At 71.2% G+C, this 26,978-nt stretch carries 23 protein-coding genes and 1 riboswitch; of the genes, 10 read left to right on the forward strand and 13 right to left on the reverse strand.

Annotated elements, in window-relative coordinates; translation table 11 throughout:
- Positions 1 to 48 precede the first annotated feature (48 nt).
- From L2Z93_RS08420 to gcvP, 3 genes are all read left to right on the forward strand, one after another.
- Positions 49 to 543, forward strand: coding sequence for a bifunctional nuclease family protein (locus L2Z93_RS08420; protein ID WP_090592861.1), 495 nt, complete (start codon positions 49 to 51; stop codon positions 541 to 543).
- 238 nt (positions 544 to 781) lie between these two features.
- Positions 782 to 1,378 carry a MerR family transcriptional regulator gene (locus tag L2Z93_RS08425; protein ID WP_162562028.1) on the forward strand — a complete coding sequence of 199 codons (597 nt, stop codon included), beginning with the start codon at positions 782 to 784 and terminating at the stop codon, positions 1,376 to 1,378.
- A gap of 61 nt (positions 1,379 to 1,439) precedes the next feature.
- A riboswitch (glycine riboswitch) is annotated at positions 1,440 to 1,538 on the forward strand.
- 155 nt (positions 1,539 to 1,693) lie between these two features.
- Positions 1,694 to 4,537 (forward strand): aminomethyl-transferring glycine dehydrogenase, encoded by a 2,844-nt coding sequence (gene gcvP, locus L2Z93_RS08430; RefSeq protein ID WP_090592866.1) that lies wholly within the window; start codon positions 1,694 to 1,696, stop codon positions 4,535 to 4,537.
- A 102-nt stretch (positions 4,538 to 4,639) separates the two neighbouring features.
- On the opposite strand, the gene L2Z93_RS08435 is transcribed toward gcvP, so the two are convergent.
- Positions 4,640 to 5,482, reverse strand: coding sequence for a hypothetical protein (locus tag L2Z93_RS08435; RefSeq protein ID WP_090592870.1), 843 nt, complete (start codon positions 5,480 to 5,482; stop codon positions 4,640 to 4,642).
- A 130-nt stretch (positions 5,483 to 5,612) separates the two neighbouring features.
- Between L2Z93_RS08435 and L2Z93_RS08440 the strand changes: the two genes are divergently transcribed.
- Positions 5,613 to 6,029 (forward strand): nitroreductase/quinone reductase family protein, encoded by a 417-nt coding sequence (locus L2Z93_RS08440; RefSeq protein WP_090592873.1) that lies wholly within the window; start codon positions 5,613 to 5,615, stop codon positions 6,027 to 6,029.
- A gap of 262 nt (positions 6,030 to 6,291) precedes the next feature.
- Here L2Z93_RS08440 and L2Z93_RS08445 read toward each other — a convergent pair whose 3' ends face one another.
- The 6 genes from L2Z93_RS08445 to L2Z93_RS08470 all read right to left on the reverse strand — a co-directional run bounded on the left by L2Z93_RS08445 (position 6,292) and on the right by L2Z93_RS08470 (position 14,516).
- Positions 6,292 to 8,355, reverse strand: coding sequence for a substrate-binding domain-containing protein (locus L2Z93_RS08445; RefSeq protein ID WP_090592877.1), 2,064 nt, complete (start codon positions 8,353 to 8,355; stop codon positions 6,292 to 6,294).
- Positions 8,356 to 8,418: 63 nt separating this feature from the next.
- Positions 8,419 to 10,620, reverse strand: coding sequence for a malate synthase G (locus L2Z93_RS08450; RefSeq protein ID WP_090592881.1), 2,202 nt, complete (start codon positions 10,618 to 10,620; stop codon positions 8,419 to 8,421).
- Positions 10,621 to 10,716: 96 nt separating this feature from the next.
- On the reverse strand, positions 10,717 to 11,181 hold the full coding sequence (locus L2Z93_RS08455; protein WP_090592884.1) for a hypothetical protein: 465 nt from the start codon (positions 11,179 to 11,181) through the stop codon (positions 10,717 to 10,719).
- Complete coding sequence (locus tag L2Z93_RS08460) at positions 11,178 to 12,071, reverse strand: 3-methyladenine DNA glycosylase (protein WP_090592886.1); 894 nt, start codon at positions 12,069 to 12,071, stop codon at positions 11,178 to 11,180. Before L2Z93_RS08460 ends, L2Z93_RS08455 begins: the two co-directional genes overlap by 4 nt.
- Entirely contained in the window at positions 12,064 to 13,116 is a 1,053-nt protein-coding gene (locus L2Z93_RS08465; RefSeq protein ID WP_090592890.1) for a hemolysin family protein, read from the reverse strand. The genes L2Z93_RS08460 and L2Z93_RS08465 overlap by 8 nt, the downstream gene beginning before the upstream one ends.
- On the reverse strand, positions 13,116 to 14,516 hold the full coding sequence (locus L2Z93_RS08470) for a hemolysin family protein (protein ID WP_234786257.1): 1,401 nt from the start codon (positions 14,514 to 14,516) through the stop codon (positions 13,116 to 13,118). The genes L2Z93_RS08465 and L2Z93_RS08470 overlap by 1 nt, the downstream gene beginning before the upstream one ends.
- Before the next feature lie 132 nt (positions 14,517 to 14,648).
- On the opposite strand from L2Z93_RS08470, the gene L2Z93_RS08475 reads away from it, so the two are divergent.
- From L2Z93_RS08475 to L2Z93_RS08485, 3 genes are read left to right on the forward strand one after another with little or no spacing between them, the layout of a single operon-like run.
- The gene (locus L2Z93_RS08475; protein WP_234786258.1) at positions 14,649 to 15,692 is read left to right on the forward strand and encodes an iron ABC transporter substrate-binding protein; all 1,044 of its coding nucleotides are present in this window, start codon (positions 14,649 to 14,651) and stop codon (positions 15,690 to 15,692) included.
- A gap of 5 nt (positions 15,693 to 15,697) precedes the next feature.
- The gene (locus L2Z93_RS08480) at positions 15,698 to 17,218 is read left to right on the forward strand and encodes an ABC transporter permease (protein WP_370745787.1); all 1,521 of its coding nucleotides are present in this window, start codon (positions 15,698 to 15,700) and stop codon (positions 17,216 to 17,218) included.
- The gene (locus tag L2Z93_RS08485; protein ID WP_090592901.1) at positions 17,211 to 18,230 is read left to right on the forward strand and encodes an ABC transporter ATP-binding protein; all 1,020 of its coding nucleotides are present in this window, start codon (positions 17,211 to 17,213) and stop codon (positions 18,228 to 18,230) included. The genes L2Z93_RS08480 and L2Z93_RS08485 overlap by 8 nt, the downstream gene beginning before the upstream one ends.
- A 78-nt stretch (positions 18,231 to 18,308) precedes the next feature.
- Here L2Z93_RS08485 and L2Z93_RS08490 read toward each other — a convergent pair whose 3' ends face one another.
- The 3 genes from L2Z93_RS08490 to L2Z93_RS08500 are packed head-to-tail and all read right to left on the reverse strand — an operon-like array spanning position 18,309 to position 21,116.
- The gene (locus L2Z93_RS08490; RefSeq protein ID WP_090592904.1) at positions 18,309 to 19,745 is read right to left on the reverse strand and encodes a GuaB1 family IMP dehydrogenase-related protein; all 1,437 of its coding nucleotides are present in this window, start codon (positions 19,743 to 19,745) and stop codon (positions 18,309 to 18,311) included.
- 21 nt (positions 19,746 to 19,766) lie between these two features.
- On the reverse strand, positions 19,767 to 20,684 hold the full coding sequence (locus L2Z93_RS08495; protein WP_090592908.1) for a M56 family metallopeptidase: 918 nt from the start codon (positions 20,682 to 20,684) through the stop codon (positions 19,767 to 19,769).
- Positions 20,685 to 20,699: 15 nt separating this feature from the next.
- A complete protein-coding gene (locus L2Z93_RS08500) occupies positions 20,700 to 21,116 on the reverse strand; it encodes a BlaI/MecI/CopY family transcriptional regulator (RefSeq protein WP_090592911.1) in 417 nt (138 codons plus the stop codon).
- 226 nt (positions 21,117 to 21,342) lie between these two features.
- On the opposite strand from L2Z93_RS08500, the gene L2Z93_RS08505 reads away from it, so the two are divergent.
- Positions 21,343 to 22,083: an iron reductase gene (locus L2Z93_RS08505; RefSeq protein WP_090592916.1), complete on the forward strand. Its 741-nt coding sequence runs from the start codon at positions 21,343 to 21,345 to the stop codon at positions 22,081 to 22,083.
- 188 nt (positions 22,084 to 22,271) lie between these two features.
- Complete coding sequence (locus tag L2Z93_RS08510; protein WP_090592920.1) at positions 22,272 to 22,685, forward strand: PaaI family thioesterase; 414 nt, start codon at positions 22,272 to 22,274, stop codon at positions 22,683 to 22,685.
- 12 nt (positions 22,686 to 22,697) lie between these two features.
- Here the strand turns inward: L2Z93_RS08510 and L2Z93_RS08515 are convergent, their stop codons facing one another.
- From L2Z93_RS08515 to L2Z93_RS08525, 3 genes are all read right to left on the reverse strand, one after another.
- On the reverse strand, positions 22,698 to 24,062 hold the full coding sequence (locus tag L2Z93_RS08515) for a type II NADH:quinone oxidoreductase Ndh (protein ID WP_090592925.1): 1,365 nt from the start codon (positions 24,060 to 24,062) through the stop codon (positions 22,698 to 22,700).
- Between the two features lie 82 nt (positions 24,063 to 24,144).
- Positions 24,145 to 25,056, reverse strand: a complete 912-nt coding sequence (locus L2Z93_RS08520; RefSeq protein ID WP_090592929.1) for an LLM class F420-dependent oxidoreductase — start codon at positions 25,054 to 25,056, stop codon at positions 24,145 to 24,147.
- 55 nt (positions 25,057 to 25,111) lie between these two features.
- The gene (locus L2Z93_RS08525; protein WP_193438882.1) at positions 25,112 to 25,789 is read right to left on the reverse strand and encodes an SDR family oxidoreductase; all 678 of its coding nucleotides are present in this window, start codon (positions 25,787 to 25,789) and stop codon (positions 25,112 to 25,114) included.
- Between the two features lie 178 nt (positions 25,790 to 25,967).
- On the opposite strand from L2Z93_RS08525, the gene L2Z93_RS08530 reads away from it, so the two are divergent.
- A complete protein-coding gene (locus L2Z93_RS08530) occupies positions 25,968 to 26,963 on the forward strand; it encodes an APA family fibronectin-binding glycoprotein (protein WP_234812022.1) in 996 nt (331 codons plus the stop codon).
- Positions 26,964 to 26,978: the final 15 nt, after the last annotated feature.

Here is a 26,978-nt window from a genome sequence, read left to right on the forward strand (position 1 = left end):
CGCAAGACGGTCGACACATCGATTCCAGCGGCGTGGAGGTGCGAATTCATGGGTGAAGTCCGGGTGGTGGGCATACGCGTCGAGCAGCCCCAGAACCAACCCGTGCTGCTGCTGCGCGAGACCGACGGCGAGCGGTACCTGCCGATCTGGATCGGGCAGGCCGAGGCCTCGGCCATCGCGCTGGAGCAGCAGGGCGTGGAGCCGTCCCGCCCGCTCACCCACGACCTGATCCGGGACCTGATCAGCACTCTCGGCCAGAAGCTGCGCGAAGTCCGGATCGTGGACCTCAAAGAGGGCACCTTCTACGCCGAGTTGGTTTTCGCCTCCGGGGTCACGCTGTCCGCGCGGCCGTCGGACGCGGTGGCCATCGCGCTGCGCAGCGAGTCGCCGATCTACGTCGAGGAGGCGGTGCTGGCCGAGGCCGGGCTGCTGATCCCCGACGACGGTGACGAGGAGAGCTCCGGCCCGGTCCGCGAGGACGAGGTGGAGAAGTTCAAGGAGTTCCTGGACAGCATCTCCCCGGACGACTTCAAAGCCACCTGAATTTCGCGGCAGTAACGGAACCGTCTCAACTGCGCTTTCGCCCGCGACACGCCCGTCGGAGTGGGTACGGCCGCCATGACGCAGCTCATACTTGTGCCACCAGATGCGGATCCCAACTCGGATCCGGACCTGCCCGGATGGTCGACTCGGGCAGCGTATGCTTTGGGCAATCGGGCTCGAAGCATACGGCGGTGCGCTGTCACCGCCACCAGGGGCTGATATGGCGAGAGGAACCACGGTGGGCGAAGAGCCACGGCAGGAGCAGCTGGATCTCGGCGCCCCGCGAAGCGCACCCGCAGTCCAGCCCGGACTGTTCCCCGATGACTCGGTTCCCGACGAACTGATCGGCTATCGCGGCCCCAGTGCCTGCCAGATCGCCGGCATCACCTACCGCCAGCTGGACTACTGGGCCCGCACCTCGCTGGTGGTGCCCTCCATCCGCGGCGCCGCCGGATCCGGCAGCCAGCGGCTGTACTCCTTCAAGGACATCCTGGTCCTCAAGATCGTCAAGCGACTGCTGGACACCGGCATCTCGCTGCACAACATCCGCGTCGCCGTCGACCACCTGCGCCAGCGCGGCGTCGAGGACCTGGCCAACATCACGCTGTTCTCCGACGGCACCACCGTCTACGAGTGCACCTCCGCCGAAGAAGTCGTCGACCTGCTCCAGGGTGGCCAGGGTGTGTTCGGCATCGCCGTCAGCGGCGCCATGCGCGAGCTGACCGGCACCATCTCCGACTTCCCGGGCGAGCGCGCCGACGGCGGCGAGTCCATCGCCAGCCCCGAGGACGAGCTGGCGTCGCGCCGGCGCAGCCGCGACCGCAAGACCGGCTAGCTGTAGCCGGCGGTCCCATCAATACCGCTGACGGCTCAGTCGGTTAAACTCGGTTCCGCATCGCGTCTGCGCGGGAGAGTTCTGTGGCAGCCAGCCACGGACGCCGAAGGAGCAACACCTCTCCGCCAACCTCTCAGGCACCCCGGACCGCGCCGAATCCCGATGCCTCTGGAAAGCGGCGCAGTGCGCCCGCCCATGGGGAAAGGCCCGCGCCGCGGGTTGAATCTCTCAGGCGCCCGGTTCGGGTGGACGACAGAGGGGGAGGAGCGCAGCCGTCGCGCATAGCGCGCCCGCATCCTCACCAGGAGATCCGTCGTGACCAACGATTCCGTCGCCGCATTCGCCGACCGCCACATCGGCCCGGACGCCGCCGACATCGCCGAGATGCTCGCCGTGATCGGGGTGTCCTCGCTCGACGAACTGGCTGCCAAGGCGCTGCCCGCGGGCATCCTGGACCGGCTCGGCGCCGACGGCAGGGCTCCCGGCCTCGATGAGCTGCCCGCCCCGGCCACCGAGCACGAGGCGCTCGCCGAACTGCGCACCCTGGCCCGGGCCAACACCGTCGCGGTGTCGATGATCGGGCAGGGCTACTACGACACGCTGACCCCGCCGGTGCTGCTGCGCAATATCATCGAGAACCCGGCCTGGTACACCTCCTACACCCCGTACCAGCCCGAAATCAGCCAGGGCCGCCTCGAGGCGCTGCTGAACTTCCAGACCATGGTCGCCGACCTGACCGGCCTCGAGGTCGCCAACGCGTCGATGCTCGACGAGGCGACCGCGGCCGCCGAGGCGATGACCCTGATGCATCGCGCCGCGCGCGGCAAGCGTCACCGGCTGCTAGTCGACGCCGACGTGTTCGCCGCGACCGCCGCGGTGCTGGCCACCCGCGCCGAACCGCTGGGCATCGAAATCGTCACCGCCGATCTGCGCAATGGTTTTCCGGACTCGCCCGACGAGTTCTTCGGTGTCATCGTCCAGTTGCCCGGGGCCAGCGGCCGGATCACCGACTGGGGCCCGCTGGTCGAGGCGGCGCACGCCGGCGGCGCCCTGGTGGCCGTCGGCGCCGACCTGTTGGCGCTGACCCTGATCAACGCCCCCGGGGACTTCGGCGCGGACGTCGCCTTCGGCTCCGCGCAGCGGTTCGGGGTGCCGATGGGCTTCGGCGGCCCGCACGCCGGTTACCTCGCGGTGCACACCAGCCACGCCCGCCAGCTGCCCGGCCGCCTCGTCGGGGTGTCCAAGGACGCGGACGGCGCCGACGCCTACCGCCTGGCGCTGCAGACCCGTGAGCAGCACATTCGCCGGGACAAGGCGACCAGCAATATCTGCACCGCCCAGGCGCTGCTGGCCGTGCTGGCCGCCATGTACGCCGCCTACCACGGCCCCGACGGCCTGACGGCGATCGCCCGCCGGGTGCACTCCCACGCCGCTCGGATCGCCGACGCCCTGGGTGCGGCGTCGGTCAACGAGCGGTTCTTCGACACCGTCACCGCCGTGGTCCCGGGCCGCGCCGGCGCCGTCGTCGCGGCGGCCAAGACCGCCGGGATCAACCTGTGGCGCGTCGACGACGATACGGTGTCGGTGTCCTGCGACGAGGCCACCACCGACGAGCACGTCGCCGCCGTGCTGGAGGCATTCGGCGTGGCCGCCGCGGCCCCCTCGGGCATCGACCGCCTGGGCGCGCCGCGGAGCACGGAGTTCCTCACCCACCCGGCGTTCCACGCGCACCGCACCGAGACCGAGATGATGCGCTACCTGCGGGCGCTCAGCGACAAGGACCTGGCGCTGGACCGGACCATGATCCCGCTGGGATCGTGCACCATGAAGCTGAACGCGGCCGCCGAGATGGAATCCATCACCTGGCCGGAGTTCTCCCGCCAGCATCCGTTCGCGCCCGCCGCCGACACCCCGGGCCTGCGCAAACTGATCGCCGACGTCACCGACTGGCTGCGAGCCATCACCGGCTACGACGGCGTGTCCCTGCAGCCCAACGCCGGATCGCAGGGCGAGTACGCCGGGCTGCTGGCCATCCACGCCTACCACGCCGCCCGCGGCGAGGGACACCGCGACATCTGCCTGATCCCGTCGTCCGCGCACGGCACCAACGCGGCGTCGGCCGCGCTGGCCGGCATGCGCGTCGTGGTGGTGGGCTGCCGGTCCAACGGCGACGTCGACCTCGACGACCTGCGCGCCAAGATCGCCGAGCACGCCGCGAACCTGTCGGCGATCATGATCACCTACCCGTCCACCCACGGCGTCTACGAACACGACATCGAAGAGATCTGCGCGGCCGTCCACGACGCCGGCGGCCAGGTGTACGTCGACGGCGCGAACCTCAACGCGCTGGTCGGGCTGGCCAGGCCCGGCCGCTTCGGCGGCGATGTCAGCCACCTGAACCTGCACAAGACGTTCTGCATCCCGCACGGCGGCGGCGGGCCCGGCGTCGGCCCCGTCGCGGTGCGCGCGCACCTGGCGCCGTATCTGCCCGGGCACCCGCTGGCCGAGGGCCTCGGTGGCGGCGCCCCGGTCTCCGGCGCTCCGTACGGCTCGGCGTCGATCCTGCCGATCACCTGGGCCTACATCCGGATGATGGGCGCCGCCGGTCTGCGGGAAGCGAGTCTGGTGGCGATCGCGTCGGCGAACTACATCGCGCGCCGCCTCGACGAGTCCTATCCGGTGCTCTACACCGGGGAGAACGGCATGGTCGCCCACGAGTGCATCCTGGACCTGCGGCCCCTCACCAAGGCCACCGGCGTCACCGTCGACGATGTGGCGAAACGGTTGGCGGACTTCGGTTTCCACGCGCCGACCATGAGCTTCCCGGTGGCCGGAACGCTGATGGTGGAGCCCACCGAGAGCGAGAGCCGCGCCGAGGTCGACGCGTTCTGCGACGCGATGATCGCCATCCGCGCGGAGATCGACCGGGTCGGCTCCGGCGAGTGGCCGGTCGAGGACAACCCGCTGCGCGGCGCCCCGCACACCGCCGAGTGCCTACTGGTCGCGGACTGGGACCACCCGTACACCCGGGAGCAGGCCGCCTACCCGCTGGGCAAGAACTACCGGCCGAAGTTCTGGCCGCCGGTGCGCCGCATCGACGGGGCGTTCGGCGACCGGAACCTGGTGTGCTCCTGCCCGCCGGTGGAGAGTTACGCGTGACAACGAGCCGCGAGCTTGCGAGTGGCGAGGAGTCGCGCGAAAGGGCTCACGCGTGATGACGAGCCGCGAGCTTGCGAGTGGCGAGGAGTCGCGCGAAAGGGCTCACGCGTAAATCGCGCGCCGAACCCACCGGGTGCGGGCGGCGATGAGCGCCGCCAGCAGCACCCACCACGAGCACCAGAGCACCGTGCCGGCGAGATTCTCCAGTCGACGGCTCAGCTCCAGCGTGTCGTCGCCGAACATGGTGGTCAGCACCGACATGTACTCCTTACTGGGTTCGGTGCTCCAATCGGTCGAGTCGACGAATGCCGCGCCGAACAGCAGCAACGCGCACCACATGGTGACCAGTGCGCCGGCTTGAACCCGCACCAACCACGGCGGCAGGCCGGGGCGCTGCGTCAGCGCCAGGACCGCGGTGATCCCGAGCATGCCGATCAGCATGGGGCCCTGGAAGACGATGGTGAGCAGCCCGGCGCCTATCGCCCCGAACCAGGCCCGCCCGACGAGCACCCAGACCAGCAGCAGCACGCTCATCGACGGGATCAACGCGAACACCGCCTTGGTGAGCCGGTCGCAGCCCGGATTGTTGCGGGTCTGCCCGCTCAGCGACACCAGGGTGAGCAGATTCCAGGACAGCACCCCGATGACCATTCCGGCCTCGGCCAGGGTGTGGCTCAGCGGCGTGTGGTTCCGGCCGAACAGCAGTGTCAGGATCGAGTAGTGCTCGGCGCCGTCGCGATGCCCCATCCCGGCGAAGCCGACCAGCCACAGCCCCAGCCAGAGCCCGAACACCGTCGCCGATTCGGCGATCAGCACGGCGGGAGAGGGCTCGGGGCGGCGAAACGCCAGCGCCGAGGTCGGGACCAAGATGATGAGCAGCGGAATCATCGTCCAGGGAGCGACGCCGCTGGCGGCCCACGCCGCCAGCAGACACGTCACCCACACACAACTGAGCCGCATTGCCTCGGCCCAACCCCTCACCGATCCAGTATCCGACGGCGCCGGGAGGCTTCAGCGCGGCAATTCTCGCCGGCGGCTGGGCGGCGGTGAGGCGCGACGGTGTAAACCTGAGGCTATGGGTTTCAACGAGGACATCATCAGTGAGTTCCGGGACAACGACGGCATGGTCTCCACCATGGGATTCGGGTCGGACCTGGTCGTGCTGCACACGGTCGGCGCCCGCTCGGGACGGGAATTGGAGAGTCCGCTGATGGGGTTGCCGTCCGACGGCGGGATCCTCGTCGTCGGCTCGGCCGCCGGATCGCCGAAGAATCCGGCGTGGGTCTACAACCTCCGGGCGCACCCGGACATCACCGTCGAACGGCGCGGTGACGATGGGATCGTGACCGAGCAGGTCCGCGCACGCGAACTGGGCGACGACGAATGGGATTCCGCGTGGACGCGGTTCACCGACCGCTCGAAGGGCTTCGCCGAGTACACCAAGACGGCCCAGGGGCGTCGCTTCCCGATCTTCGAGTTGACCGCGACCTAGTGTCGTGAAGCGAACCCTGACACGACCCGTGCGCGCAGGTTCGCGAAAGGCCAGTTAGCGCACGTAGACCGCCGTGAGCGGCCAGTTGGCGCACGACGGCTCCATGGCGTACGCCTCGCGCAAGGTGGTCCTGGCACGATGTGTTCCTCGTCGGCCACTCGTGCAGTCGTTGGCCGCTGGCGAAGGAAAACGTGCCGTCGTTGGCCGCTCGCGGCCAGGCACCACCGTCGACGCATGCCCAAGCCGGCTGGTCCCGCCCGAGCTAACTCAGCAGCGAGTCCAGGGCCGCGGTGAACTCGGGGGAGTTCGACGACGGCGCGCCCTGGTAGGTCCCGCCGCTGATCTCGGCGACCTGCCGCCAGGTCGGCGCGTCGGGGTCATCGCCGACGTTGAGCACGTTGATCGCGACCGGGGTGGTCGGATCGACACCGCGCACCAACTCCAGCAGGCCGTCGGCGCCCAGCGACTGATCGCTGTGCGGTCCGGCGGTGATCACCAGGACCGAATTCGCCTGTCCCGGCGCGTAACCCGTCTGCGCCTCGGCGAGCACATTGCGCAGCGTGGTGAACGAGACCGCGCCGCCGCCGGAGGTGGACAGCCCGTCGAGGGTGGCGTCCAGCGCCGCGCTGCGGGGTTGTCCGCCCACATCGTCGGACAGCGGGCCGAGCGTCACGGCGGTGTCGCTGCCGGAGCCGTCGAACGTCGTCAACCCGACCGACGCCCCCGGCGGCAGCGCCGCCAGGCGCGCCTTCAGCGCGGGAGTGACCGCGTCCAGGCTCAGCGACCGGTCCAGCATGATCGAGGTGGCCGATCCGCCGGCCGGCGCGTCGAGCAGGTTGGCGACGGTGGCGCGCTCGGCGGCGTCACCGGTCTCCAGCCGCTGATCGATCGAGGCCCCGAAGTCGACGACGGAGCTGTCCGGGTTCGACTGCCCGGACACCCGGAAACCGGCGGCTGCCAGCGCGGCCTGCTGCTCCGGCTCGGCCAGGAACCGGCCGAACTGGCTCGCGGCGCCTACCTGCTCACTGGAAAGCCAGTCGGCCTTGAACTGGGCGGCCGGGAAATCGGCGACCGCGACCGGGGCCGGCGGCAACCAGGACGCCAGCTTGTCGGCGGCGTCGGTCATCGCGGCGCCGCGCTGGTAGAGCCGCTGCTCGGTGGTCGCCACCGCGTGCACGCGCGCCGCGGCGGGGTCGGCGCCCAGCAGCGCGTCGAAGGCGCTGTCGGCGGAGTCGACGTCGGGCGCGGCGCCGACCAGCGTGCGGACCGCGCCGGGGCCCCCGTCGGCGGCGACCGCCTCGGCGGCCAGGAACGACGCGTCGCTGTCTCCGGAGTTCGGCAGCGCCAGCCGCAGCGTGCCCCAGCCCGGCAGACCGAGCCCGTCCAGCGAGCCGGGCGCGGTGGCCAGGCCCGGCAGCGTCGACCAGCTCTGCTCCGACAGCTTGTCCTTGAGTTCCGGGCGCACCCCCAGCAGCACCGGGGAGGTGGCGATCGACGGGCTCGAGGAGATCAACTGCGGCAGCGCCTCGCTGACCCGGGCCACCGACGCTGAACTGCCCGGAATCCACAGCGCGGGGCGTTCGCCCAGGTCAGCGGGCCACTGCTCGCCGGTCAGCCCGGCCACCACGGCGCGGGAATCGGCGGAAGCCACCGTCACCGCGGGGCACAGGTCGCCGACCGGGTCGGCGGCCTCGTTGAACTTCTCCGCGAAACCGCTGACCACGTCGGCGATCGCCGGGTCGGCGAGCACCGCGACGGCCACCTCGCCGTCGACGCAGGCGGCCGCGGCTTCCTTGGAACGGTCGTCGAGCGCGCTGCCGAAGAATTGCCAGCCGATGACCAGCGCCACCACCGCGACGACGGCGATCAGCGCGATCACCACGCCCCGGCTCACGCCGCGGCGGGACTGCACGGCGATGCGGTGACTGCCGGTCAGCTCACCGTCGCTGCGGTGGCTGCGGCCCGGGGCGGCGGATCCGGCCGGGACCGCGGCCGCGGCGGCCGCGAACTGCGGCGCCAGCGGCGTCTGGTCGTCGTAGTCGTCGGCGTAGCGCTGCTCGTCGGACACCTCGACGTCGTCCTCGTACTCCACGAATTCGCCGTCGCCGGCCGATTCGGAGTCGTCGTACTCGTCGTCCTCATAGAAGAATTCGACGCCGCCCAGGTCGGCTTCGCCGTACTCGTCGGCGTAATCCGGGTCCGACGGGTCGCCTTCGTCGCCGTCGACGTCGGAGTCCTGCCACCAGCCCGCGTCGGCGCCGTCCTCGACGGCGTCGGAGCCTTCCGGCGTCAGTTCGTCGTCGTCGGGCCTGCTGTGCCTACCCATGGATGTGCGTCACCTTCTCGCCTCGACCGTGCCTGCTGTCCCGGGGGTGTTCGCCACCAGGCGTCAGCTATTTTGCCGGGCTTTGAACTCGCGACGGCGCCGGTGAAGGATCGGTTCGGTGTAGCCGTTGGTCTGCTCGGTCCCGTCCAGGATGAGCTCCTGGGCGGCCAGGAAGGCGATGCTGTCGTCGAAGCTCGGCGCCATCGGCAGGTAGGCCGGGTCGCCGGCGTTCTGCCGATCCACCACGGGTGCCATCCGCTCCAGGCTGGCGCGCACATCCCCGGCGGTGATGACGCCGTGACGCAACCAATTCGCCAGCAACTGGCTGGAGATCCGCAGCGTGGCGCGGTCTTCCATCAACGCGACGTCGTGGATGTCGGGCACCTTCGAGCAGCCGACGCCCTGGTCCACCCAGCGCACCACGTAGCCCAGGATCGACTGGCAGTTGTTGTCGACCTCTTGGTGGATGTCCTCCGGCGACCAGCTCAGCGCCGAGGTGTCGGCGACCGGGATGGTCAGCAGTTCCTCCAGCGTGGTGCGGGTCTGCCCGGCCAGCTCCTGCTGCACGGCGAAGACGTCGACCTGGTGGTAGTGCAGCGCGTGCAGGGTGGCCGCCGTCGGCGAGGGCACCCACGCGGTGGTGGCGCCCGCCTTCGGCTGCGCGACCTTCTGCGCGACCATGTCGGCCATCAGGTCCGGCATCGCCCACATGCCCTTGCCGATCTGCGCCTTGCCGCTCAAACCGCAGGCCAGGCCGGCGTCGACGTTGGCGTCCTCGTAAGCCAGGATCCACGGCTGGGTCTTCATGGAGCCCTTGCGGATCATCGGGCCGGCTTCCATCGAGGTGTGGATCTCATCGCCGGTGCGATCCAAGAAGCCGGTGTTGATGAACACCACCCGGTCGGCGGCAGCCTTGATACAGGCCTTCAGGTTGGCGCTGGTGCGACGCTCCTCGTCCATGATGCCGACCTTCAGGGTGGCCGTCGGCAGGCCGAGCACATCCTCGACCGCGCCGAACAGCTTCGCGGTGAAGGCGACCTCGTCGGGCCCGTGCATCTTGGGCTTCACGATGTAGATGGAGCCGGTGCGGCTGTTGGTCAGCGGGCCGTTGTCCTCGCTGTCGGACAGCCCGTGCAGCGCGATCAGCGAAGTGAACAGCGCGTCCTGGATGCCCTCGGGGACCTCTTTGCCCTCGGCGGTGACGATCGCGTCGTTGGTCATCAGGTGGCCGACATTGCGGACGAACAGCAGGCTGCGGCCCGGCAGGGTCAGCTCGGAGCCGTCCGGGGCGGTGTAGGTCCGGTCCGCGTTCAGCACCCGGGTGAAGGTCCGCTCGCCCTTGGCGACCTCCTCGGACAGGTCGCCGCGGTTCAGGCCCAGCCAGTTGCGGTAGCCGAGCACCTTGTCGGCGGCGTCGACCGCGGCGACGGAGTCCTCGAAATCCATGATGGTGGTGATCGCCGACTCCAGCACGACGTCGGAGACGCCGGCCTTGTCGGTCTTGCCGACCGGGGTTTGCGGGTCGATGACGATCTCGATGTGCAGGCCGTGGTTGACCAGCAGCAGGGTCGACGGGTGCTCCGCGTCACCGGTGTAGCCGGCGAACTGCGCCGCGTCGGCCAGACCGGTGGCGCCGCCGTCGTCCAGGGTGACGCTCAGCGCGCCGTCGACGACGGCGAAGCCGGTGGCCGACTCCCAGGAGCCGGATTCCAGCGGCGTCGACTCGTTCAGGAAGTTGCGGGCGAACGCGATGACCTTGTCGCCGCGGACGGTGTTGTAGCCGCCGTCGGGGCCGACCTTCTGCGCGCCGTCGTCCTCGCTGATCACGTCGGTGCCGTACAGCGCGTCATACAGCGAGCCCCAGCGGGCGTTGGCGGCGTTCAGCGCGAACCGGGCGTTGAGCACCGGGACCACCAGCTGCGGGCCCGCGGTGGAGGTGATCTCCGGATCGACGCCGGCGGTGGTGATCTCGAACGGCTCCGGCTCGTCGGTCAGGTAGCCGATCTCGGTCAAGAACGCCCGGTACGCCTCCGGGTCGTGCTTGTCCAGCACGTGGTGGCGGTGCCACTTGTCGATCTGGGACTGCAGCTCGGCACGACGGTCCAGCAGGGCCTCGTTCTCCGGGGTCAGGTCGGTGACGACCTTGTCCACACCCGACCAGAAGGCGTCGGGGTCCACACCGGTGCCGGGCAGCGCCTCATTGGTGATGAAGTCGTACAGCTCCGTGGCCACCTGCAGTGAGCCCACCTCGACGCGTTCAGTCATCAGTCCTCAGTTCTGGATCCGGAGATATCTGCAACTGGTCCATGGTACCGGGACAGGCATCCGGTTCCCACGGCGCCAGCGTCGGCGGACCGCAGCTCAGGGCGCGACGGGCTCGATGGAGGTGATCGCGCACCAGTCGGCTGGCCGCTCGCCCGGCTCGTAGCTGACCTGCAGCGCGCCGTCCGGGAGCCGCTCGGCGATGGTGTTGAGAGTGCGCGGCGCGAACACCCGGGCCTTGGCCTTGCCGTACCAGTTCGGGTCGCTGGAGTCGACGGGCTCGGCGACCTGATCGAGCGTCTGGTCCCATTCGGTGACCGCCTCGGGCGCCGGGGCGCCGAAGCCCGACGAATGGTGGTAAGCCTCCAGGTCGGCGCGCAGCCGCAGCTGCTCGCCGCCGCCGAGCGGGGTGGCGTAGATGGTGCCGTCGACCGCCTCGGCGCTGACCTGGGTCAACCGGGTGGTGGCCGGCTCGCAGTTCTGTTCGGCGGATGCCGGCGCGGCGGCGGGCAGCGCGACGACCAGCATCAGCCCGGCGGCGACGACGGCGGCGTTCAGCTTCATACCGGGTCTATCGGCTCGCGGCGCGCCGGCGTTTCGGCGAGCAGATCCGCGCAGCGCCGCGTCAACTGCGCGCGCAACACAGCGGCGCGCTCGGCGATCCGGGACTGGTCCCGGACGTACTCCGCGCGGCCGTCGGGGGACTCCACCCGGATCGGGGTGAACCCGAACGCCGCCAAGTCGTACGGGCTGGCCCGCATATCCAGTTCACGGGCCTCGGCGGCCAGCTCCAGGGCGTCGAGCAGGAGTTCGGAGGCGACCAGCGGGGACAGCTTCATCAACCATTTCGCCAGATCCATATTGGCGTGTAAGCAGCCGGGTTGCTCGTGGGCGAGCTGGGTGTCCCGGGTCAGCGGCCGCTCGTTGCGCCCGGTGGCGGCGGAGGTGAAGAACCGGAACGCGTCGTAGTGGCTGCAGCGCAGCCCGGTCGCCTCCAGCACGGCGTCGGTTCCGGCCGGGCCCAAGCGCAGTGGCACGCCGGCGTGCCGCGGGGCGGGGCTGCGGTAGACCATCGCCCACTCGTGCATGCCGAAGCAGCCGAACCGCGCCGGCCGGGCCGCGGTTTGCGACAGCAGCCGGTGGATGTGCTCGACGGCGCCGGTCCGGGCGGCCAGGTGTTCGGGTCCGACTCCGATCCCGTCGGGCAGCCGGCGGTAGCCGGCCAGGCCCAGGTACTCCTCGGCCGCTGGGCCGGTCAGTCGGGCCGGGTAGCCGGGATGCCAGCGGCGCAGCCGTCCGGGGCGCAGCGAGTAGTAGTCGAACAGGAAGTCCCAGACCGGGTGCGCCTCACCGCGCCGGCGACGCTCGGTGTGCGGGGCCAGGAACGCCTCGGCGCGGGCCCGGTGCGCCGCGGCGCGCGCGGCCCAGACCTGCGGTTGCAGCGGCTCAGACACGGTGGGTGCCGTCGCGCACCGTCCCGACCAGGTCCTCGACCAGGTCTTCCAGGGTGACCATGGCGACCACCGAATCGTCGTCGCCGGTCAGCAGGGCCAGGTGGCTGTTGCTGCGACGCATCCGCGACAGCGCGTCGGGCAGCGGCAGCGTCGCCGGGATCCGGGGCAGCGGCCGCACCACCGCCAGGTCGACCACCGCGGCCGGGTCGGTCAGCGCCAGCACGTCCTTGATGTGCAGGTAGCCGATCAACGCTCCGGACTCGTCGGCGACCGGGAATCGGGAGTAGCCGGTCTGGGCCAGCGCGGCCTCGACCGCGGCCACCGTCGGCCCGTCGCCGGCGCCGGCCACCGGGACCGCGCGGACCTGGGCCAACGGCACCGCGACGTCGCGGGCGGCCCGGGTGCGGATCTGCAGCGCCCGGTTGAGCCGGGTGTGCTCCTCGGCGTCCAGCAGCCCCTCGGACACCGATTCGGCGAACATCTCGGCCAGTTCCACCGTCGACACGGTGATCTCAAGCTCGTTCTTGGGCTCCACCCGGACCGCGCGCAGGCTGATGTTGGCGCACCAGTTGTAGAACGCGATGAACGGCCGGGCGGCCCGCATGTAGAGCAGGTACGGCGGGATCAGCAGCATCGCGGTGCGCTCCGGCCCGGCGATCGCGATGTTCTTGGGCACCATCTCGCCGAGCAGCACGTGCAGCAGCACCACCAGGCTCAGCGCGACGATGAAGGAGATGGTGTGCAGCAGCGCGTCGGGCACGCCGAGCAGGCCGAACGGGCCTTCCAGCAGGTGCGCGACGGCCGGTTCGCCGACCCGGCCGAGCAGGATCGAGCAGATGGTGATGCCCAGCTGCGCGCCGGCCAGCATCAACGACAGCTGCTCGCCGGCCCGCATCACCGTCACCGCGCGTTTGGCGCCCTGCTCGGCGAGCGCCTCGAGCCGGTCGCGGCGCGCGGAGATCAGCGCGAACTCCGAGGCCACGAAGAAGGCGTTGGCGCCCAGCAGCACCACCGTCAACAGCACGCCCATCAGATCCCCGCCCATCAGCGCGGCTCCGGCTCGGTGTGCTCGGCGCCAGCCCGGCTGGACAGCGGGCCCAGCTCGGTCAGCTCCAGCACGTCGATGCGGCGGCCGTCCATGGCCACCACGGTGGCCAGCCACATGATCGGGTCATCGAGGTGGGCGTCCGGGTCGAACGCGGGAACCTCGACGGATTCGCCGACGTCGGGGATGTGGCCCAGCGCGGTGAGCACCAGGCCGCCGATGGTGTCGTAGTGCTCGCCCTCGGGGGCCCGGTAGCCGGTCGCCGCGGCGACCTCGTCGATGCGCAGCAGGCCGGACACCTGCCAGCTGCCGTCGGACTCCAGCACATCGGGGCGGCTGTCGTCGTGCTCGTCGCGGACGTCGCCGACGATCTCCTCGATCAGGTCCTCCACGGTGACCATCCCTGCGGTGCCGCCGTACTCGTCGACGACCATCGCGGTCTGCAGCCCGTTGGCGCGGATCTGGGTCATCACGGCGTCGCCGTCCAGGGTGGTCGGCACCACCGGCGCCGGTTGGGCCAGCGGGGCCAAGGTGATGATGCCGCGATGCGCGGCGGGGATCTCGAAGACCTGCTTGACGTGCACGATGCCGACGGTGGCGTCCAGGTCGCCGTCGACGATCGGGAACCGGGAGAAGCCGGTGCGGTCGGCCACCTCCACCAGGTCGGCGACCGTCTGCGCGGCCTCGAGGGTGACGATCTTGGATCTCGGGGTCATCAGGTCCTCGGCGCACAGCTCACCGAACTGCAGTGAGCGGTCGATCAGGGCGGCGGTCGCGGTGTCGATCGAACCGCTCTCGGCGGAGGTGCGCACCAGCGACACCAGCTCCCGCGCGGAGCGGGCTGAGTGCGGCTCGTCGGCGGGTTCGATGCCCATCCGGCGCACGATCCGGTTGGCCATGCCGTTGGTCAGTTTGATCGCCGGGGTCAGCAGCGTGGAGAACAGCAGCTGCGGGCCGGCCGAGGCGCGGGCGGTCTTGACCGGCAACGCGACCGCCAGGTTCTTCGGCACCAGCTCGCCGTAGACCATCGACAGCGAGGTCGCGATCAGCAGCGCCAGCGCCAGCGCCACCCCCGACGCCCACCGTTCGGGCAGGCCGACGGCGTCCAACAGCGGGCGCAGCAGGCGAGCGACCACCGGCTCGGCCAGCCAGCCGGTGGCCAGGGTGGTGATGGAGATGCCGATCTGGGCGCCGGACAGCTGGAACGACAGCGTGCGGTGCGCCTTCTGCACGAAGCGGTCGCGGCGGTCGCCGGTGCGGGCGTTGGCGTCGACGGTGCTGCGTTCCAGCGCGGTCAGGGAGAACTCGGCGGCCACGAACAACGCGGTGCCCGCGGTCAGCACCAGAATGGCCAGCAGGCTGAGCACGGTGACCACCAGGTTGCCGTCGGCCTCTGGCACGGTGGTCCTTTCGAAAGCGCGCGGGGGGCGCGGTTCTGCGCTGTGCAGACCCATATCGTAGCGCCGCCGTCGCCGCCGGCGGGATTCGGCGGGAATCCCCTGGGGAAACGATGGTGAGGCTAGCCTGAGTTCATGGCGAGAATACGGATGAAGTTCGCGGCGGCGTTCGGTTCGGCGGCGGTCGCGCTGGCCGGTTGCGGCTCCGGCGGCGAGGCGTCGGAAACCACCGAGGAACAGGCCGGCGAGCAGAAGGTCGTGGTCTACTCCGGGCGCAGCGAGAAGCTGGTCGACCCGCTGCTCAAACAGTTCACCGCCGACACCGGCATCGAGGTGGAGGTCCGCTACGCCGGATCCGGCGAGCTGGCCGCCCAGCTGATCACCGAGGGGGACAAGTCCCCGGCCGACGTGTTCTTCTCCCAGGACGCCGGGGCGCTCGGCGCGGTCTCCGCCGCCGGGTTGTTCGCCCCGATCGACGCCACCACGCTGGCCGCCGTCCCGGACCAGTATTCGGCCGCCGACGGCAGCTGGGTCGGGGTGTCCGGGCGGGCCCGGGTCGTCGTCTACAACCCGGAGTTGGCGCCCGAACCGCCGAACACCATCGACGCCCTGCTGGACCCGCAGTGGAACGGCAAGATCGGGTTCGCCCCGTCGAATGCCTCCTGGCAGTCCTTCGTCACCGGGCTGCGGGTGCTGCGCGGCGAAGACGGCGCCCGGGACTGGCTGACGGCGTTCAAGGCCCAGGACCCGCAGCCCTTTGAGGGCAACGGCGGTGTGCGCGACGCCGTCGACGCCGGAACCCTGCCGTTGGGCCTGGTCAATCACTACTACCTCTCTGAGCTGATCGACAGCAAAGGCGCCGACAACGTCACCGCCCGCAACCAGTTCATGGCGCCCGGCGATCCGGGCGGGCTGGTCAACGTCGCCGGCGTCGGCGTGCTGAAGTCCGCGCCGCACCCCTCGGCCGCGCAGCAGTTCGCCGGCTACCTGATCTCGGAGTCCGCGCAGAAGTACTTCGCCGCCGAGACCGCCGAGTATCCGCTGATCGCCGGGGTGGAGCCCGACGGAGACATGCCGCCGCTGGCCGATCTGAACCCGCCCGCGGTGGACCTCTCCGAACTCGACGACCTGGAGGCCACCCAGCAGATGCTGGTGGAGACCGGGCTGCTGACCAGCTGAGCGGCGTGCGCGCGCCGAGACCGCTGCTGTTGGCGGCGGTCGCCGTGGCGGCGGCCACCGCGATCCCGCTGGTCTACCTGGCCGAGCGGGCCATGAGCCGCGGCGCGGGGTTCGTCGTCGCCGAGTTGCTGGCCCCGCGCACCGCCGCGCTGATCGGGCGGTCCCTGCTGCTCGTCACGGTGGTCACCGCGGCGTCGGTGCTGCTCGGGGTGGGTCTGGCGGTGCTGCTGGCCCGCACCGACCTGGCGGCCCGGCGGGTGTGGGCGGTGGCGCTGATGTTGCCGCTGGCCGTGCCGAGCTACCTGATGGCGTTCCTGTGGGTGTCGCTGTTCCCCCGATTCGGCGGCCTGTGGGGGTCGGCGCTGACGCTGACCCTGGTCTGCTATCCGCTGGTGCTGATGACGACGCTGGCCGCGCTGACCCGAGTCGACCCCGGCCAGGAGGAGGTCGCCCGCACCCTGGGCCGCGGTGGCGCGGCGGTGCTGTTCGGCGTCACGCTGCGCCAGGTCCGCCCGGCCGTCACCGCAGGGGCGCTGCTGGTGGCGCTGTATGTGCTCAGCGATTTCGGCGCGGTCGCGGCGATGCGCTACGAGGCCTTCACCTGGGTCATCTACGGCGCCTACCGGTCCGGGTTCAACCCGGCCCGGGCGGCGGTGCTCTCGCTGCTGCTGCTGGTGTTCGCGATGGTTCTGGTGGCCGGCGAGCGCTGGGCCCGCGGGCGGGCCGAGGCCCGGGTCGGCTCGGGCGCGCCGCGACCCGCCCCGGTGAGCCGGCTCGGGCGCCGGCAGCCCGTCGCGCAGGCTGCGGCGGCCGCGGTGCTGCTGGTCGCGCTGGCGGTTCCGGGCTACGCGCTATCGGTGTGGCTGTCGGCCGGCGGGCTGCGGTTCGACGGCCCGGCCTGGGTGTCGGCGATGGCGGCGACGGTGTGGCTGTCGGCGGCCGCCGCGCTGGTCACCACGGTGGCCGCGCTGCCGCTGGCGGTGCTGGCCGCCCGCTACCGCAGCCCCGGGGTCCGGTTGCTGGAGAGCGTCAGTTACCTGTCCCACGGCCTGCCGGGCGTGGTGGTGGCCATCGCCATGGTGTCGGTGGGAGTGGCGCTGCTGCGCCCGATCTACCAGCGCGAACCGCTGCTGATCCTGGCGTACGCGGTGTTGTTCATCCCGCTGGCGCTGGGTTCGGCCCGCGCCGCGGTGGAGGCGGTCCCGCCGCGGCTGGACGAGGTCGCCCGATCGCTGGGCCGGCCGCCGCTGCGCGCATTCCTCGGCGTGAGCGCCCGGATCTCGGCGCCCGGCATCGCCGCCGCGGCCATTCTGGTCCTGTTGACCTGCATGAAGGAGCTTCCGGTGACTTTGCTGCTGCACCCGACCGGCACACACACCCTGGCCACCCGGATGTGGGGGCACAGCTTCGTCAGCGACTACGCGGCCGCCGCGCCGTACGCGCTGGCGCTGCTGCTGTTCGCCGCGATCCCGACCGCGGCGCTGGGCGTCTGGACCACCCGGGCGCCGGCGGTGGCCCATGTCTGAGCCGGGGGTCGACATCGCCGGTCTGGCCAAGGCGTTCGGGGCGCGCCAGGTGCTGCGCGGCATCGACCTGGCGGTCCCGAACGGCACGCTGACCGCGGTGCTGGGGCCCTCCGGGTGCGGCAAGACGACCCTGCTGCGCATCGTGGCGGGGTTCTGCGACCCCGACGCGGGCGCGGTGCGGATCGCCGGCCGAATGGTGGCCGAGCCGGGGCGCGGGGTGCCTGCGCACCGCCGCCGGGTCGGCCTGATGCCGCAGGAGGGGGCGCTGTTCCCGCAGCTCAGCGTTGCCGGCAATGTCGAGTACGGGATCCCGGCCGCGCGACGCAGCCCGGCGGAGCTCGGGCGCTGGCTGGGGCTGGTCGGCCTGGACGGTCTGGCCGGCGCCCGCCCGCACGAACTGTCCGGCGGCCAGCAGCAGCGGGTGGCGCTGGCCCGCGCGCTGGCCGCCCGGCCGCAGGTCCTGCTGCTCGACGAGCCGTTCGCCGCGCTGGACGCCGGGCTGCGGGTCCGGGTCCGGGAGGACATCGCGAACATCCTGCGCGCGTCGGGGACGACGTCGGTGCTGGTCACCCACGACCAGTCCGAGGCGCTGTCGCTGGCCGAGTCGGTCGCGGTGCTGCTGGACGGCCGGCTGGCTCAGCACAGCGCCCCCGACGAGCTGTACCGGCTGCCGGCCGACCTGGAGGTGGCCCGCTTCGTCGGCGACGCGATGGAGTTGGCCGGGCGCCGCGACGGGTCGGTGGCGCGCACCGCGCTCGGGGCGCACCCGGTCCGCAACGCGGGCGCCGACGGTCCCGCGACGGTGGTGCTGCGCCCCGAACAGCTGGTCCGGGGAGACGGGGACGACCCGCAGGCCACCGTCACCGCGCGGCGGTTCTACGGATCGGCCACCGCGCTGCAGGTGGTGCTCGACGACGGCGCCGCGCTGACCCTGGCAGGCCCGGCGCAGCGTGCCGCGGAGCCGGGGGAGCGGATCGGGATCCGGGTCGAGGGGTCGGTGCTGGCCTACTAGGCGGTGCGGCGGAGCTTGTCGCGCTGGGCCCGCTGCGCAAAGCCTCCGTTCCTCCGGCTTTGCTTGCGACCCAGCGGTCTACCATCCGGTGGGCAGCGGGTGGCCCTCGGCGAACCCGGCGGGGGACTGCACCCCGATGACCACCTTGTCGTGCAGTTCGGCGAGGTTGGCCGCCCCGACGTAGGTGGCGGTGCTGCGCACACCGGAGGTGATGTGGTCGAGCAGGTCCTCCACGCCGCCGCGTTCGGGGTCCAGCGCCATCCGCGAGCTGGAGATGCCCTCCTCGAACAGCGCTTTGCGGGCCCGGTCGAAGCCGGAGTCGGCGGCGGTGCGGGCGGCCACCGCCCGCTTGGACGCCATCCCGTAGCTCTCCTTGTAGGGCCGGCCGTCGCGGTCGCGCAGCAGGTCGCCCGGGGATTCGTAGGTGCCGGCGAACCAGGAGCCGATCATCACGTTCGACGCCCCGGCGGCCAGCGCCAGCGCGACGTCGCGGGGGTGCCGCACGCCGCCGTCGGCCCACACGTGGGCGCCCAGTTCGCGGGCGGCGGCCGAACATTCCAGCACCGCGGAGAACTGCGGCCGGCCCACCCCGGTCATCATCCGGGTGGTGCACATCGCGCCCGGTCCGACGCCGACCTTGACGATGGAGGCCCCGGCGTTGACCAGGTCCCGGGTTCCCGCGGCGGACACCACGTTGCCGGCGGCCAGCGGCAGGCCGAGGTCCAGGGCGGCGACGGTGGCGATGGCGTCGAGCATCTTGGCCTGGTGCCCGTGCGCGGTGTCGATGACGAGCACGTCGACCCCGGTCGCGGCGACGGCGCGGGCCTTGGCCGCCACATCGCCGTTGATGCCGATCGCGGCGGCGATCCGCAACCGGCCCCGGTTGTCGGTGTTGGGGGTGTAGATGCCGGCCCGGATCGCCCCGGTGCGGGTGAGCACCCCGGCCAGGCGCCCGTCGGCGTCGGTGAGCACCGCGACCGGCGCCGGCGCGTGCTCCAGCTGCGCGAACACCGAGCGCGGGTCCGCGCCGACGTCGGCGGTGACGAAGTCGGTGACGGCCACGTCGCGGACCCGGGCGAATCGGTCCACTCCGGAGCAGCCGGCCTCGGTGACCAGTCCGACCGGTCGACCGTCGGCGACGACGACCGCGGCGCCGTGCGCGCGCTTGTGGATCAGCGCGATGGCGTCGGAGACCGAACTGTCCGGCGCCAGGGTGACCGGGGTGTCGGCGACCAGGTCGCGGGATTTCACGAAGTCGACGGTCTCGGCGACGGCCTCCACCGGCAGGTCCTGGGGCAGCACCACGATGCCGCCGCGGCGGGCGATGGTCTCGGCCATCCGGCGTCCGGCGACCGCGGTCATATTGGCGACGACGACGGGGATCGTCGTCCCGGTGCCGTCGGCGGTGGACAGGTCCACGTCGAACCGGGAGGTGACCTCCGAGCGGTTCGGCACGATGAAGACGTCGTTGTAGGTCAGGTCGTTGGGCGGCTGCTGGCCGTCGAGGAAGCGCACGCGGTCAGCCTAATCGGGGAGTCAGCGCCCGAGCAGCAGGCGCAGCTCGGTCAGCCACGGGATGGCCACCGCCAGGGTCGGCAGCACCAGGACCGCGGCGGCGGCCAGGTAGGCCCCGGCCGACAGCGCCGCGCTGTTGGGTTTGCCGGCCAGCCGTCGCACCCGCAGCACGGTGTTGGTGCCGCCGGCGGCCAGCGCTCCGGCCGGTCGCGGTCCGGCGGCGCAGGCGACCAGCGCGCGGCCCAGGGGAGCGCGCCCGGCGGTGCGCACGGCGGCATCGTCGGCGAGCAGCTCGACCAGCAGCCGGACCGCGCCGAGGGCGCTGGCGCTGCGGACGAACCGGGGGAACGCCGCGTGCACGGCGGTGAACGCCTCCAGCACCAGATCGTGGCGGGCGCGCAGGTGGGCCTGCTCGTGGCTGAGGATGGCGGCCATCTCGGCGTCGTCGAGGGTGTTCAGGGTGCCCTCGGAGACCACCACGCGGCTGCGGACGCCGGGCAGGCAGTAGGCCAGCGGTTGGTCGACGTCCAGGATGCGCAGCGCTCCGCGGTTGGCGGCCAGCAGGTCCACCAACATGCGGTGGTGTGCCCGACGGCGGCGGGTGACCACCGCGACCCGCACCACGGCGACCGCCAGACGGGCGCCGACCAGCAGCGTCACGCCGAGGGCGCCGACGTAGAGCAGCCACAGCGGCCAGCCGAGGCGGTCCAGCGCCGAGGCCAGCCCGTGCGACGGCAGTCCGTCCGGGCCGGGCAGGAAGAGTCGGCTGGCCACGGCCAGTCCGGCGCTGAACGCCGACAACACCGCGGCGATGGCGATCGCCTGCCACAGCGTCAACGCCGCGCGGGGTGCCCGCAGCGGCCATTGGGATCGGGCCAGCAACTCCGGGATCGGCCCGGCGAGCAGCAGGGCGAGCAGAGCGAAGGCCGGCGCGGACACGCCTTCTAGTGTCCCCTACCCGGTCGCGGCGCCGCCAGCGGATCGGTCAAATGAGTGCTTGGTTTCCAATTCGTCGAGGGCCCGGCGCAGCGCGTCGGCCTCATCGATGCCGACCCGTTCCACGAAGTGCATCAGCGCGGCCTGTCGGCTGCCGGTGTCGGCGGCCTGGTCCAGCGCGTCGACCATCAATCCGGCGACCAGCACGTCGCGGCCGTGGGACGGGGCGTAGCGGTGCGCGCGGTCGTCGCGGTGCTGGATGACGAGGTTCTTGCGCGCCAGTCGCTGCAGCACGGTCATCACGGTGGTGTAGGCGAGGTTGCGTCGCGCGGACAGCGCCTCGTGGACCTGACGCACGGTCTGCGGCGCGGTGGAGGACCATAGGTGGTCCATGACCGCCTGCTCCAAATCGCCCAAGCGGGCCGTTCTGCTCATGATCTGTTCATCTCCCCAGCGCTATGCGCGCTCTCTAGCGTACCCGCGTTACTACGGGTCGTCGTTATCAAGATGTTCGGTCCGGCGGAGCTTCCGCCCGGTTCGGCGTCGCCGCTGGTCAGCGGCAGATTCGCCGAAACTCGGGTGTGAAAGCTGTCACAGCGTTTGGAACGCTGAACCACCGAGGTTCTATGGTTAGGTTTACCTATCCTAACCAGGAGGCGTGATGACTGTCCTGACCGAGGACCCGTTGATCTCCGCGATGGCTATCCGTGAGGAGCTGCCGCTGCACGAATCCGCGCGACGGCTGCGCGCCTTCTATCCGGAGTGTCCGCGGGTCTACGGGGTCGCGGTGATGGGCGATGTCTCCCGGCGGCGCTGGTGGCCATTGGCCGAGGCGCTGACCGACGGACGGCTGGCGCAGATGTACGCCGACGCCGCCGCCGAGATCGACAATCCGACCGCCGCCGCGCAGCAGCTGGCCGCCAGCCTCGCCCACGCGGTGATCGGGCGGGTGGTAGCGCTGGTGGTTTCCGAGGGACGCGCCTGGGACGCCGGACTGGAGAATCTCTGGGTGCACGTCGACTCCGACGGCGCCATCGACTGGCTGGGCGTGGTGGACCCGACGGTTCGGGTGCTGCCCGACGATCCGGACACCGGACGGGCCGGGGCCGTCGAGCTGCCCAGCGAGCCGGCCCTGGCGACCTGGATTGCGCATCGCTGCCATCGCACGCTGGAACCGCTGTTCGCCGAACTGTGCCGGGTGAGCGGGGCCGCTGTGAGCGTGCCGGCGATGTGGCGCATCGTCGGCACCGCCGTGGTGGTCGCGGCCACTCAGGTGCCGCTGCTGGCCGGGGTCAGCGAAAACGCCGGTATGCGCCGGGGTCAGTGCGTGCTCGACGCGCTGGTCGGATTCGGCCTGCCGGTGCGCGGCCGCGCGCCGATGAAAGTGGCACTTGCAAGTTAGGGCAGCCTTGCCTATACTTATAGGTGCGAGGCTAACGGACCGAGCCGGAGTCCTGAGGGCTGCAGGACCGCCGGTCCACTCCGAAGGTTGGGGCCCCGCGCCGAAAGGCGCGGGGCCCCAATCGCTTTTTGCGCCGATGCGCGGTTTCGAGATGCGATTCGGCGGCCGTTAGGTGTAGACCTGAAACCGTGGAAGCGAACTCGTCACCGGTGCCCGCGGACAAATCCGCGCCGTTCGACAACGTGATCGGCCTCACCTATACCGAGGTCGGCCCAGACGGCGCCAAGGCCCAGCTGGAGGTGAACCCGACCCTGCTGCAGCCAGCCGGACTCATCCACGGCGGCGTCTACTGCGCGATGATCGAGTCGATGGCCAGCGTGTCCGGCTACGCCTGGCTGCTCGAGCACGGCGGCGGAACGGTCGTCGGGGTCAACAACAACACCGATTTCCTGCGCGCGCTGACCGGCGGAACGGTCTACGGCGCCACCGAACCGATCCACCGCGGCCGTCGTCAACAACTCTGGCTGGTGACGATCCGCGATGAGAAGGACCGCGCCGTCGCGCGCGGCCAGGTTCGACTGCAGAACCTGCCGCCGGAGTAGCCGGCCGGCTGGTTAGCCGGCCTTCTCGTTCTCGACGGCGGCGATCTCCTCGAGTTGCTCGATCCGGGTGCGGGCGTAGGCCTGCTGCTCGGTCATGGTCAGCTGTCCGCGGCCCGGTGACAGGAACGACCGGGTCCAGGACAGCACCGTCATCAGCTTGGACTGGAACCCGACCAGGTAGATCAGGTGCAACCCGAGCCAGGCGAGCCACGCCAGGAAGCCGCCGAACTCCAGCTTGCCGACCTGGGCCACCGCCGAGTACTTCGACACCGCGGCCATCGAACCCTTGTTGAAGTACTTGAACGGGGCCCGGCTGTCCGGGGAGGCGCCCTTGAGTTCGGCCTTGATCAGATCCGCCGCGTACTTGGCGCCCTGGATCGCGCCCTGGGCCTGTCCGGGCACGCCCTCGACGAACGCCATGTCGCCGACCACCCAGACGTTCGGGTGCCCGGGAATGGTGAGGTCGGGCAGCACCTTGACCCGGCCGGCCCGGTCGATCTCGGTGTCGGACTGCCGCGCCAGGTCCGCGCCCAGCGGGCTGGCCGCCACGCCGGCCGACCACACCTTGGTCGCCGACTCGATGCGCTTGCTGGTGCCGTCCTTGTACTTGACCACCAGTCCGTTGCGGTCGACGTCGGTGACCATCGCGTTCAGCTGGATCTCGACGCCCAGCTTCTCCAGCCGCTTGTGCGCCTTCGCGCCCAGCTTGGGTCCCATCGGCGGCAGCACCTGGTCGGCGCCTTCGATCAGGATGACCCGGGCCTGGGTGGGGTCGATGTGCCGGAAGGCGCCTTTGAGGGTGCTGTCGGACAGCTCGGCGATCTGGCCGGCCATCTCCACGCCGGTGGGGCCGGCGCCGACGACGACGAAGGTCAGCAGCTTCTCCCGGCGCACCGGGTCGCTGGACCGTTCGGCCTGCTCGAACGCGCCGAGGATCCGGCCGCGCAGCTCCAGCGCGTCGTCGATGGTCTTCATACCGGGCGCCCATTCGGCGAACTGGTCGTTGCCGAAGTACGACTGCCCGGCGCCGGCGGCGATGATCAGGCTGTCGTACGGCGTGCGGTAGCTGTGCCCGAGCAGCACCGAGTCCACGGTCTGGTTGACCAGGTCGATGTGGGTGGCCTCGCCGAGCACCACCTGGGCGTTGCGCTGCTTGCGCATGATCAGCCGGGTCGGCGGCGCGATCTCCCCCTCGGACAGGATTCCGGTGGCGACCTGGTACAGCAGCGGCTGGAACAGGTGGTGTGTCGTCTTGGCTATCAGCTTGATGTCGACATCGGCGCGCCGCAGCTTCTGCGCCGCGTTCAGGCCGCCGAAGCCGGAACCGATGATGACGACCTTGTGCTTATCCGATTGAACGGCACCGGGATGGCTCACCTTTGGCTCCTAGAACAGGCTGTTGAAATCGACCGCCTATACCGTAGCCGTCCGCGGCCGGAGCGTCCCGGGGAAGTCCCGATCATCGCAGCATCGGAGTCAGCGCGGCGCCGAGTTCGGTGATCGCCCCGGGCCGGTAGAACGGCATATTGACCGCGATGCCGGTGACGCCGGCGTCGAGCACCTTGCGCTGGATCTGCTCGGCGATCGAGTCCGGACTGCCGGCCAGCACCCGGTCGGCCCGGTCGCCGAGCGCGTCGACGTCGAAGTTCTCGTCGACGATCGCGGTGGCCAGGATGCTGGTGGCCAGCGTCGCCGGATCGCGGTCGATCTCCTCGCAGCAACGTCGGGCCACCCCCACCTTGTGCGCGAGCTCGCTGAATCCGGCGATCAGGTTGAGGTGGTCGAAGTGCCGGGCGGCCAGCGGGATGGTCTTGCGCTCACCGCTGCCGCCGATCATCAGCGGAATGTGGTCGCGGTAGCGCGGCTCGGACATCGCCTGATCGCACCGGTAGTACTCGCCGGAGAAGGTGGGCCGTTCCCCGCGCAGCATCGGCAGGATGATCTCCAGCGCCTCGCCGAGCTTGGCGAACCGTTCAGTGAAGGTGCCGAAGTCGAAGCCGAGTTGGTCGTGCTCCAGCTCGAACCAGCCGGTGCCCAGGCCGAGGATGGCGCGGCCGGCGCTGATCACGTCGAGCGTGGTGATCTGCTTGGCCAGCAGCGTCGGGTTGCGGTAGGTGTTGCCGGTCACCAAGGTGCCCAGCTGCAGGTTCTGGGTATGCGCGGCGAGCGCGCCGAGGGTGGTGTAGGCCTCCAGCATCGGCTGGTCGGGCTCACCGAGCATGGGCAGTTGATAGAAGTGGTCCATCACGAACAGCGCCTCGAAGCCGGCGGCGTCGGCTTCGGCGGCCTGTGCGACGACGGTGGGGAAGAGGTTCTCGACGCCGGAGCCGTAGGAGAAGTTCGGGATCTGCAGTGCGAGTCGGAAGGTCACCTGCTCGACCCTAACCGCGAAACGGCGGCGGGGCTCGTGAGCGGCGATCCTCTACTCAGCCGAAGTGTGCGGGAACCCCGTTGCTGACGTGCAGGGTCTGCCCGGTGATGTGCCGGGCCGACGGGCTGGTCAGAAACAGCGCGAGCCGGGTGATCTCAGCCGGCACCGTCGGCTGCGGAGCGGACAGGCCGTCGTATCCGGTCTCCATGCTGCGGCCGGCGGCGATGACGTTCACGGTGATGCCGCGGGTGCCGAAGTGCTGGGCCTGGCCGGCGGTCCAGTCCGACAGCGCCGATTTCACCGCGGCCGCGATGCTGCCGTCGCGGACCGGCTCGGGCACCAGCGACAGGATCGCGCCACCGGAGCGCAGGTGATCGCCGATGGTCTGCAGCATCAGGATCGGGGCCAGCACGGTGGTGTCGAGCGCCTCATGCCAGGCCGCCGAGGTCTGGGCCAGGGTGTAGGTGCGGGGATCGCCGGGATCGCGCCGCGGCGCGGGCACGTTGACGATGGCGTCGAGGTGATGCGGGAACAGGCTGCGCGCCTCGGCCAGGCCCGCGGCGTCGGCGGTGTCGCACACCACGTAGTCGACGTCGAGTTCCTTGGCCAGGATCTCCAGATCGTCGCGCAACCGCCCGGACACCACCACGTTGTGGCCGGCGTCGAGGAATCCGGCCGCGACCGCGCGCCCCACCTCGGTGTCGGCCCCGGTGACGAGTACCTCCATCGCCATAGTCCTGGTCTCCTTGCGTGCGCCGGCGAACGTGAAATCGCAGTACACGTTACTGGACGGTAGTTATCCTGCGAAATTCTTCCGACGGTGAGCCGGACGGCTCCCGGTGGCGACACCAGATCACCTCACAGCCGCGCGGTCGTTTGCGGCGGGCCCTGGACACGGTAGGTTCATGGGCATGTCTTCGTTTGCCCGCAAGCATTCCCGGCTGTCCGCGATCGCCGGCGCCGGTGTGATCGCGCTGGTGCTGCCCATGTCGGTCGCCCACGCCGACCCGGAGCCGCCGGTCGACCCCAATGCCCCGACGGCGCCGGCGGAACCGGCCCCGCCGGCCGACCCCAACGCTCCCGCTGCGCCGGCCGACCCGGCCGCTCCCGCCGATCCGGCCGCCCCGGCTGACCCCGCAGCGCCAGCGGACCCCGCCGCCCCCGCGGACCCGAACGCCCCTGCGCCGGCCGATCCGAATGCCGCGCCGGCCGCGCCCGAGGACCCGGCGCTCGCCGACCCGAACCGGGTCAACAACGCGGCGGGCGGATTCAGTTTCGTGCCGCCCCCGGGCTGGACCGTCGGCGACGCCAGCCGGCTCAACTACGGCCAGGCGCTGCTGACCAAGACTGTCGAGCCGGCCGCCCCTGGCGCCCCGGCCCCGGAGCCCGCCACCGACACCAGCATCCTGCTGGGCCGGCTGGACCTGAAGCTGTTCGCCGGCGCCGAGCCGGACAACGCCAAGGCCGCCCGCCGACTCGCCTCGGACATGGGCGAATTCTTCATGCCGTTCCCCGGCACCCGGCTGAACCAGTCCAGCGCCCCGCTGGACGCCGGCGGGATGACCGGCTCCGCGGAGTACTACGAGGTGAAGTTCACCGACGAGAGCAAGCCGGCCGGCCAGATCTGGGCCGGCGTGGTCGGCGACGCGGGCGTCAACCTGCCGCGCGAGCAGCGCAATCAGCGCTGGTTCGTGGTGTGGCTGGGCACCGCCAACGACCCGATCGACCAGGCCGCCGCCACCGCGCTGGCCAACTCGATCCGGCAGTGGACCCCGCCGCCAGCCGAACCGGCCCCCGCGGCCGATCCCAACGCGGCGCCGGCCGCCGACCTGCCCCCGGGCGCCATGCAGCCCGGCGAGGTCCGGCCGGTCGAGAACCCGGATCCGGCCATGCTTCCCCCGGCCTGACCGAACAGCTCCGAG

It is taken from the genome of Mycolicibacterium brumae, from assembly GCF_025215495.1.
In the GTDB taxonomy this organism is placed as follows: domain Bacteria; phylum Actinomycetota; class Actinomycetes; order Mycobacteriales; family Mycobacteriaceae; genus Mycobacterium; species Mycobacterium brumae.

What these genes read in the sequence shown, in the direction of transcription:
- L2Z93_RS08420 (WP_090592861.1), top strand. Translation starts at nt 49, where the DNA reads ATGGGTGAAGTCCGGGTGGTGGGCATACGCGTCGAGCAGCCCCAGAAC.
- L2Z93_RS08440 (WP_090592873.1), top strand. Translation starts at nt 5,613, where the DNA reads ATGGGTTTCAACGAGGACATCATCAGTGAGTTCCGGGACAACGACGGC.
- L2Z93_RS08445 (WP_090592877.1), bottom strand. Translation starts at nt 8,355, where the DNA reads ATGGGTAGGCACAGCAGGCCCGACGACGACGAACTGACGCCGGAAGGC.
- L2Z93_RS08450 (WP_090592881.1), bottom strand. Translation starts at nt 10,620, where the DNA reads ATGACTGAACGCGTCGAGGTGGGCTCACTGCAGGTGGCCACGGAGCTG.
- L2Z93_RS08455 (WP_090592884.1), bottom strand. Translation starts at nt 11,181, where the DNA reads ATGAAGCTGAACGCCGCCGTCGTCGCCGCCGGGCTGATGCTGGTCGTC.
- L2Z93_RS08465 (WP_090592890.1), bottom strand. Translation starts at nt 13,116, where the DNA reads ATGGGCGGGGATCTGATGGGCGTGCTGTTGACGGTGGTGCTGCTGGGC.
- L2Z93_RS08475 (WP_234786258.1), top strand. Translation starts at nt 14,649, where the DNA reads ATGGCGAGAATACGGATGAAGTTCGCGGCGGCGTTCGGTTCGGCGGCG.
- L2Z93_RS08485 (WP_090592901.1), top strand. Translation starts at nt 17,211, where the DNA reads ATGTCTGAGCCGGGGGTCGACATCGCCGGTCTGGCCAAGGCGTTCGGG.
- L2Z93_RS08500 (WP_090592911.1), bottom strand. Translation starts at nt 21,116, where the DNA reads ATGAGCAGAACGGCCCGCTTGGGCGATTTGGAGCAGGCGGTCATGGAC.
- L2Z93_RS08505 (WP_090592916.1), top strand. Translation starts at nt 21,343, where the DNA reads ATGACTGTCCTGACCGAGGACCCGTTGATCTCCGCGATGGCTATCCGT.
- L2Z93_RS08525 (WP_193438882.1), bottom strand. Translation starts at nt 25,789, where the DNA reads ATGGCGATGGAGGTACTCGTCACCGGGGCCGACACCGAGGTGGGGCGC.
- L2Z93_RS08530 (WP_234812022.1), top strand. Translation starts at nt 25,968, where the DNA reads ATGTCTTCGTTTGCCCGCAAGCATTCCCGGCTGTCCGCGATCGCCGGC.